This is a genomic window from Geobacillus sp. ZGt-1, from assembly GCF_001026865.1.
GTDB classification, from domain to species: domain Bacteria; phylum Bacillota; class Bacilli; order Bacillales; family Anoxybacillaceae; genus Geobacillus; species Geobacillus thermoleovorans.
Map to the genome: position 1 here is coordinate 749,950 of NZ_LDPD01000023.1, position 6,897 is coordinate 756,846.

At 55.3% G+C, this 6,897-nt stretch carries 10 protein-coding genes; 3 read left to right on the top strand and 7 right to left on the bottom strand.

Features of this window, described 5'->3' with window-relative positions:
- From VU18_RS20380 to VU18_RS12480, 3 genes are all read right to left on the bottom strand, one after another.
- Positions 1-503, bottom strand: a 503-nt coding sequence (locus VU18_RS20380; RefSeq protein WP_047758235.1) for an Rpn family recombination-promoting nuclease/putative transposase, incomplete at its 3' end; no start/stop codon positions are given.
- Positions 504-783: 280 nt separating this feature from the next.
- Positions 784-1,026 carry a DUF2584 domain-containing protein gene (locus VU18_RS12475; protein WP_011232325.1) on the bottom strand — a complete coding sequence of 81 codons (243 nt, stop codon included), beginning with the start codon at positions 1,024-1,026 and terminating at the stop codon, positions 784-786.
- 92 nt (positions 1,027-1,118) lie between these two features.
- Positions 1,119-1,907, bottom strand: a complete 789-nt coding sequence (locus VU18_RS12480; RefSeq protein ID WP_011232326.1) for a S9 family peptidase — start codon at positions 1,905-1,907, stop codon at positions 1,119-1,121.
- 291 nt (positions 1,908-2,198) lie between these two features.
- On the opposite strand from VU18_RS12480, the gene VU18_RS12485 reads away from it, so the two are divergent.
- The 3 genes from VU18_RS12485 to VU18_RS12495 are packed head-to-tail and all read left to right on the top strand — an operon-like array spanning position 2,199 to position 4,806.
- Positions 2,199-3,203, top strand: a complete 1,005-nt coding sequence (locus VU18_RS12485) for an ABC transporter substrate-binding protein (protein WP_011232327.1) — start codon at positions 2,199-2,201, stop codon at positions 3,201-3,203.
- Between the two features lie 18 nt (positions 3,204-3,221).
- Entirely contained in the window at positions 3,222-4,013 is a 792-nt protein-coding gene (locus tag VU18_RS12490) for an ABC transporter ATP-binding protein (protein ID WP_011232328.1), read from the top strand.
- Entirely contained in the window at positions 3,997-4,806 is an 810-nt protein-coding gene (locus VU18_RS12495; protein WP_011232329.1) for an ABC transporter permease, read from the top strand. The genes VU18_RS12490 and VU18_RS12495 overlap by 17 nt, the downstream gene beginning before the upstream one ends.
- A 118-nt stretch (positions 4,807-4,924) precedes the next feature.
- Here the strand turns inward: VU18_RS12495 and ytkD are convergent, their stop codons facing one another.
- The 4 genes from ytkD to VU18_RS12515 form a co-directional block, all read right to left on the bottom strand.
- Positions 4,925-5,392: an RNA deprotection pyrophosphohydrolase gene (gene ytkD / locus VU18_RS12500; protein ID WP_011232330.1), complete on the bottom strand. Its 468-nt coding sequence runs from the start codon at positions 5,390-5,392 to the stop codon at positions 4,925-4,927.
- A 58-nt stretch (positions 5,393-5,450) separates the two neighbouring features.
- Positions 5,451-5,783, bottom strand: a complete 333-nt coding sequence (locus tag VU18_RS12505; protein ID WP_011232331.1) for a hypothetical protein — start codon at positions 5,781-5,783, stop codon at positions 5,451-5,453.
- A gap of 61 nt (positions 5,784-5,844) precedes the next feature.
- On the bottom strand, positions 5,845-6,240 hold the full coding sequence (locus VU18_RS12510; RefSeq protein WP_011232332.1) for a holin family protein: 396 nt from the start codon (positions 6,238-6,240) through the stop codon (positions 5,845-5,847).
- A gap of 152 nt (positions 6,241-6,392) precedes the next feature.
- A complete protein-coding gene (locus tag VU18_RS12515) occupies positions 6,393-6,833 on the bottom strand; it encodes a Dps family protein (protein WP_011232333.1) in 441 nt (146 codons plus the stop codon).
- Between the last annotated feature and the right edge of the window lie 64 nt (positions 6,834-6,897).

Below are 6,897 nucleotides of genomic sequence, written 5' to 3' on the forward strand. Positions count from 1 at the left end.
CCCATTTTGCTTAACAAGGCAGCGGCGACGGGATTGTCATGGCGGATGTACGCGCGCCACGGCAGTTTGCGCAGCTCCACCGTCAGAAAGCGGAAGTCGAGAACGGTCAAAAACGGAAACTGGACGACCAATGAGGAAGGTTCATCGTGGTGTTCATCATAGCTGAAGATGGCGATCGGAACAATGCGGCGGCGGTATTTTTGAAACAAGCGGCTGAAGTAGAGGAACATTCGCTCGGGGAAGGTCCGCTGTGCGTAGCTTTGGTGTTCGACATGGACGATGATGAGCCCTTCCTCCCCCTTCATCTTCGTTTCGACCAACAAGTCGACGCGATGCTTCTCTCCGGCCGTCACGTCGGTAAACAGTTCTTCTGTGAGGAAAGAAAGGTGGTGAACGTCGATGTGCTCGTACACGTTGGGAAAGAAAAGAAGCAAAAACTCTTCGAAAAACGTCGACAGCAACTCTTTGAACAACCGGTCGTGATCGATTCGCGGTTTGGCCACGTTTCCCCTCCTTGCGGCATCGAATTCATCGTATGATATTCGCTCTCCGCGGCCAAACTCCTTCTCCTCCCCCCTACTTTTTTTATGGTATGATCAAACGTCGCACAGGAAATCCTCAAGCAAAGGCTATTTTTATGCTTGTCTGAACCGGCCTGACGCCACAAGTTAACTATAGACGGAAAAAACTTGAGCCAAGAGCGCAAACCGTTCTTCCGTTTGCGCTCCTGTCCGATGAACCCGTTCAGCTCTCATTCAGCCGCTTCATGGTGTGCAGCCTCGTTCAATTCGTCGAATACAGGCTGACGAGCTCATACGTCACCGTCGTCCGACTGTCTTCCCATTCGAGCTTTCTCACGACCGCGACGCCGCTCGCTTCGCTTTGCACCGTCCGGCGCACTTCAAGCGGCACGTCAAGCGGATACAAGCGGTAGCCTTCTTTTTTCAACACAAACACATTTCCTTGAACGCGCTGTTCCTTTCCTTTTGTCACAATGACCGTCTGCAGCTCCATCGGCATGCCCATATGATTCCAACCTCCTTGGCACCCCATCGATTCGTTGGCGGCCGCGCCGCCACCCGAGCGGCGCACGCAGCCGCCCCTCTAGTTGTATCGTATCACATCGTCGGCTGTTGTTTCATCCATTCCGTGAGCCTTTGCACCGTCTCGCGATTGGCTTGCGGCGGAAAATAGTGGGTGAACTCAGGGAAGTACCAAGCCGTGACCGGTTTGCCGAGCTGCTTCAGCCGCCGTTCCAGCCGCCAGGCGTGCTCAATCGAGACGTTCTCATCGCGCTCGCCGTGGATGATGAGCACCGGGGCCTTGAGCCGTTCCAGATGATAGAGCGGCGTGCGGTGCCGGTAGCGCTCCGGGCATTTGTTCGGCGTCCCGCCGATGACGCGCTTCATCATCCGCCGCAAGTCAGGCCGCTCCCAATACGTAAGCTCCATATCCGCCACCCCTCCCCAGACCGCCACCGAACAGACCCCCTCGGCCATTAGGGCGGCATGGAGCGCCATCGCCCCGCCGCGGGAGAAGCCGAACATGTGAACGCGCCCGGGATGGACGAGCGGATGGCGGCGAAGGAGATGAAACCCAGCGAGCGCGTCATAACGGTCTTCACCGGCGAAATCTTCGTTTCCTTCTCCGCCCCCATTGCCGCGATAGAGCGGAGCGAAGACGACAAACCCGTGCGAAGCGAATTGGACAAGGCGCGGCACCCGCACTTGCCCGACGTTTTTGATGCCGCCGCGCAAATACAAAAACCCGTCATAAACGCCTTTTCGCTTCGGCGCCGCTAAAAATCCTTTCACCTTCAGCCCTTGGGACATATAGGTGACAAAGAACACATCGATTCCCGGATGCGGCGACGGAAACCGGTATTGGTCGATGATGTCCCCGTCCATACGCCTGCCTCCTTCCTACGCGAAAACAGATGATGCGAACCACCCGTCATCATCCCCCAACGCCTTCTTTCATTAGGGCAAGTGGGGCTGTCCGACTGCCTCGCTGTTGGTGCATGCCGCCCCTTGGCCGAGCGTCAGCTTGAAAAAGCCCTGGAGCGCGAGGAGCGTCCCGACCGCCGCCCGTTCTCGTTCGACCGCCCATTTTTTCTAGGCATTCACACATTTTGGCTGCGTGCATACGATAAGGTGAAACCACGGTTTACCGCATGCGAACCAAGGGGGTTAACGAACATGAAAAAATGGGCCGTATGGTTATGCTCGCTTCTGCTGCTTTTGCCGCTTTCCGCCTGCACGAATGACGGGGGCCAAAGCGAAAAGCCGCTCCAAAAAGTGCGGCTCGCCGAAGTGACGCACTCGATTTTTTACGCACCACAGTACGTCGCCCTGGCAAAAGGCTTCTTTAAAGAAGAGGGGCTGGATGTCGAACTGACGACGACATGGGGCGGCGACAAAACGATGACGACGCTGCTTTCCGGCGGCGCGGACATCGCCCTTGTCGGCTCGGAAACGTCGATTTACGTCTACAGCCAAGGAACGGACGACCCGGTCATCAACTTTGCCCAACTGACCCAGACGGACGGAACGTTTCTCGTCTCGCGCAAAAAAATCGGCCACTTTACATGGGAGATGTTGAAAGGAAGCACGTTCCTCGGCCAACGGAAAGGCGGCATGCCGCAGATGGTCGGCGAGTTTGTGCTGAAAAAACACGGCATTGACCCGCACAACGATTTGCATCTCATTCAAAACGTCGATTTCGCCAATATCGCCAACGCCTTTGCGAGCGGCACCGGCGATTTCGTCCAGCTGTTTGAGCCAACAGCGAGCATTTTTGAACAAGAAGGGAAAGGCTATATCGTCGCTTCATTCGGCACCGAATCCGGGCGCGTGCCGTACACGTCGTATATGGCAAAACGAAGCTACATGAACGAAAACAAAGACGTGATTGAAAAATTTACGCGCGCGATCTACAAAGCGCAGCAATGGGTCGAATCGCACAGCGCAGCTGAAATTGCCAAAGCCATTCAACCGTACTTTAAGGACACGGACTCGGCCATCATCGAAAAAGTGGTTGAGCGCTACAAAAGCCAAGGGACCTATGCGACCGATCCGATTTTGGATGAAGAAGAATGGAACAACTTGCAAACCATTATGGCCGAAGCCGGCGAGCTGCCGAAGCGCATCGACCTGAATACGCTTGTCGATTCGTCGTTTGCCAAAAAAGCGATGAACGATTGACGAAAGCGGGTGAACGTCATGTTTCTTTCGATCGACCGCCTTTCGCATACGTATTTGACGAAAACGACCGCTGTCACTGCGCTCGATGACGTGTCGCTGTCCGTCGAGAAAGGAGAATTTGTCTCCTTTCTCGGCCCAAGCGGCTGCGGCAAAACGACGCTTTTGTCGATCATCGCTGGGCTGATTGAGCCGACGGAAGGGGCGGTCCACATCGAAGGCCAACCGATTTGGCCGAGCGGAACGGCCGCGCCGGCGGCGCGGCGCGCGGTCGGCTACATGCTTCAGCAAGACTATTTGTTTCCGTGGAAAACGATCGAAGAAAACATCCTTCTCGGGTTGAAAATCACCGACACGCTGACCGCTGACACGAAAGAACGAGCGCTCGCTCTGCTGTCGGAGATCGGCCTAGCCGGCGTCGAGTTGTATTACCCGAGCCAGCTGTCCGGCGGCATGCGCCAGCGCGCGGCGCTCGTGCGCACGTTGGCGACCGACCCGAAGCTGCTTTTGCTTGATGAACCGTTTTCCGCCCTCGATCAACAAACAAAGCTGAAACTGGAAGAACTCGTTTGGAAGACGTTAAAACAATACGAAAAAACAGCGGTGCTCGTCACCCATGACATCGAAGAAGCCATCGCCATGAGCGATCGCATTTTCTTGTTTTCGCCACGCCCCGGCCGCCTGGTGCGGACGTTTGTCATCCCGGATGAACTGCGCTGCCGCCCGCCGCTTGCCGCCCGCCAGCAGCCATCGTTTCCGGCGCTCTTTCAATCCATTTGGAAGGAGATGGAGGCCCTTGAATCCGCCCAATGAACGCATTGAAGCGCTGCACACAGAATACCTCACCGTCTTGCGCAAAGAACAGCGGATCATCCGCCTTTGGCAGACGGTGCTGCTTGTCGCCTTTTTCGCCGTCTGGGAAGCGGCAAGCCGCTTCCATTGGGTCGATCCCCTTCTATTTAGCTCTCCATCCGCCATCGCCAAGCTGTTTGTCGAAAAAATGAGCGATCACTCTCTATTCGCCCATACATGGGCGACGCTGTTTGAGACCTTGCTTGGATTTTTCATCGGCACAGCCGGCGGGGCGCTGATTGGCGCGCTTCTTTGGTGGTTTCCGCGTCTGGCGAAGACGCTTGATCCGTATTTGGTCGTGTTCAACGCCATGCCAAAAGTCGCCCTCGGGCCGATTTTGATCGTCGCTCTTGGACCGGGATTTACGTCGATTGTCGCCATGGGCGTCGTCATCTCCATCATCATCACGACGATCGTCGTCTATTCGGCGTTCCAAGAGGTCGATCCGAACTATTTGAAAGTATTGCGGACGTTCGGCGCCACCCGCTACCAATGCTTTCAAGAGGCGGTGCTGCCGGCGTCGTTCCCGGCGATCATTTCGACGTTGAAAGTAAACGTCGGCCTCGCTTGGGTCGGCGTCATCACCGGCGAGTTTCTCGTCTCGAAACAAGGGCTTGGGTATTTAATCATTTACGGCTTCCAAGTGTTCAACTTCACGCTTGTGTTGATGAGCCTGCTCATCGTCGCCTTGCTGTCGACCGTTATGTATCAGCTTGTCGCCTTGATCGAGAAAAAATGGGGAAACCGCCGCTAGCGGGACGCCCGCCGAATGTTGCCGGGCGTCTCGTTTCATTCCTGTCGTCCCAATGAGCCGGCATCCGCCGCTTTTGGGAAGCCCATCTTCGGGAGCCGCCGCCGATCGGCGCCCCTTTTCAATCGATCAGCCCGCGCTGTTTCAACTTGGCAAGCGCCAGTGAAAGCACGTCATCTTTCATGAAATAGCTGAAACGCTGATCGGCGCGGATGTCATCCGGCAGCGCCTCAAGCAGCACCGGGCCGTTCGTTTCCAAATACGACCCCCGCTCGACGAGCGCAGCGATGTCGGCAAAATACATGTTTTTCACGATATCCGGCTCCACTTCATATTGGCCGATGTATTCAAGCCGGCCGACGATTCCCCCCGTTTCTTCCATCACTTCGCGGGCCGCGGCTTCCGCCGCTGTTTCCCCTTCTTCCACCTTGCCGCCGGGAAACTCAAGGCCGCGGCGCGGATGATCCGTCAACAGCCATCGCCCGCCATAGCGGCAAATGACCCATACATGCCCGGGGGAGGGGGAAAACGGATGATCCGCAAAGGCCAGCCGAACGCGATGTCCGTAGTAATCGCGAAATTCATGCATCGGACTCTCCCCTTTCCTCTCCCCATTATACAGAAAAACGCCGCTCGACTCGCGGCGTTTACTCTTCTTTTTCGTCAGGAAGGATGCCGAGCGAGCGGATATGCTCCTTCGCCTCCTCGTTGCCGAGGCGGTAAATCATTTCATAAATTTTCGTCAACGTCCGGTCGTAAGCATCGTTTTCCCGATCATAATGGTATTGGATGTACGGCACATGGGTGCGCCAAAACGCCTGCCAGTCGGTCGAATAATTTTGATCAAAATATTCGCGCAGCTGGGTGATTTCCTCATCCGTTGCTTCAATTTGGAAGTCCCACGGCGAAGCGGTTTTCAACTGCGAGATTTCTCCGGTTGCCATCGAGACGTAATACGTCTTTTTTCGTTCGTCTGCCACCTTCGTCCACTCCTTCTTTTGCTCTTTTTGCTTAGTGTGGGGCAATCGGGGAAAACTATGCTCATTTTATTTCATCTTTCAACAGCTCGATCGCCTTGCGCAGCACGGACGGGATCGGAACGCCCGCCCGGCCGGCGTTTTCCACAATCGAGATAAACTCATTGGCGATATAGAAAAAAATGATCGCATCGCGGATGACATGCATGTTCCATCCAATGGCCAAATCGACGAGATGCGATGCCGCCACCAGAATGAAAATCAACAGTTTGCGGATGATGCCGCGAAAGCCGACTTGACTTGATAGCTTGCCTTCAACCGCGCTGGCGGCGATGCCGGTGAGGTAGTCGACAATGACCAAAGCAAGCAAAATCACGACAAATGAGTCCACGCTGCCGACAAACAGCGACAAAAACGAACCGAACAGCGACACGGCAACCATCGGGATCGGCTTGTTCACGCTCCCCCCTCCTTGAACATAGGATACGCGTAACTATCGTATGCCCGGTGAGGAGAACGCGACGCGGCGCATTCCCTAAAAAATCGCCCTTTTTCGACAAAGACAGGACAAAGCAAAAGGCCGTCCCCCGGCCTGAGGACAGCCTCCTCTTCTTATCGTCCTAAGAACGATTTCAACATCCAGACGTGTTTTTCCAAGCTGCGATGAATGCCAAGCAGCATATCCCCCGTCGTTTCATCGTTCACTTCATCCGCCAGCTGCATGCCTTCTTTCAATTCGCCGATCATCGTTTCAAAGTCGCCGACAATCGAAGCGACCATTTGCTCCGCCGTTTCCGTCCCGGCTGCTTCTTTGACGGACGCCTGCTTGAGGCAGTCTTTCATCGTCGCCACAGGCTTGCCACCCAAGGCCAACAGCCGCTCGGCCAGTGCGTCAATGTGGGTCGCGGCTTCGTTGTACAGCTCTTCGAATTTTTCATGCAGCGTGAAAAACTGCGGCCCGGTGACATACCAATGATAGTTGTGCAATTTCACGTACAACACAGTCCAGTTGGCGATTTGCTTGTTGACAAGATCGATCAGTCGAGTTGTCATCCTCTCACTCCTCCTTATGGTTCTTGTACCCAGCTGGCTTGTTGGTCAACTACCCCCACTTCGC

Bases quoted from the DNA above. Each gene is read 5' to 3' on its own strand.
- ytkD (WP_011232330.1), bottom strand. From the start codon at position 5,392: ATGCATGAATTTCGCGATTACTACGGACATCGCGTTCGGCTGGCCTTT.
- VU18_RS12480 (WP_011232326.1), bottom strand. From the start codon at position 1,907: ATGGACGGGGACATCATCGACCAATACCGGTTTCCGTCGCCGCATCCG.
- VU18_RS12515 (WP_011232333.1), bottom strand. From the start codon at position 6,833: ATGACAACTCGACTGATCGATCTTGTCAACAAGCAAATCGCCAACTGG.
- VU18_RS12490 (WP_011232328.1), top strand. From the start codon at position 3,222: ATGTTTCTTTCGATCGACCGCCTTTCGCATACGTATTTGACGAAAACG.
- VU18_RS12485 (WP_011232327.1), top strand. From the start codon at position 2,199: ATGAAAAAATGGGCCGTATGGTTATGCTCGCTTCTGCTGCTTTTGCCG.
- VU18_RS12475 (WP_011232325.1), bottom strand. From the start codon at position 1,026: ATGGGCATGCCGATGGAGCTGCAGACGGTCATTGTGACAAAAGGAAAG.